A 519-nucleotide genomic window follows, 5' to 3' on the forward strand; every position below is an offset into this window, starting at 1 on the left:
TGCGGCGCTTATCAGCGGTCGTAAAGGCATTGTAGACGCGTACAAAACAGGTCGCGGTAAGATCTACATGCGTTCAAAAGCGGAAATCGAAACAGAGAAAAACGGTAAAGAAACCATCATCGTTACCGAAATTCCTTACCAAGTGAACAAAGCTCGTCTGATCGAGAAGATTGCTGAACTTGTTAAAGATAAGAAAGTTGAAGGCATCAGTGCGCTACGTGACGAATCTGACAAAGATGGTATGCGTATCGTTATTGAATGTAAGCGTGATGCAGTAGGCGAAGTGGTTCTTAACAACCTTTACGCTCAAACTCAGCTACAAACGACTTTCGGTATCAACATGGTTGCGTTGAACAATGGTCAGCCACAGCTATTCAACCTGAAAGATATGTTGAAGTGCTTTGTGGATCACCGTCGTGAAGTCGTGACTCGCCGTACTATCTTCGAATTGCGTAAAGCTCGTGAGCGTGCGCACATTCTTGAAGGTCTTGCACTTGCTCTAGCGAACATCGATGAAAT

1 protein-coding gene is annotated in these 519 nt (G+C 44.7%); it reads left to right on the plus strand.

Going from position 1 to position 519, the window contains the following annotated elements:
- Positions 1 to 519: DNA gyrase subunit A (locus R7E78_RS30490; protein WP_318059191.1), on the plus strand; the 519-nt coding region annotated here is incomplete at both ends.

This window comes from Vibrio sp. YT-19(2023) (assembly GCF_033337395.1).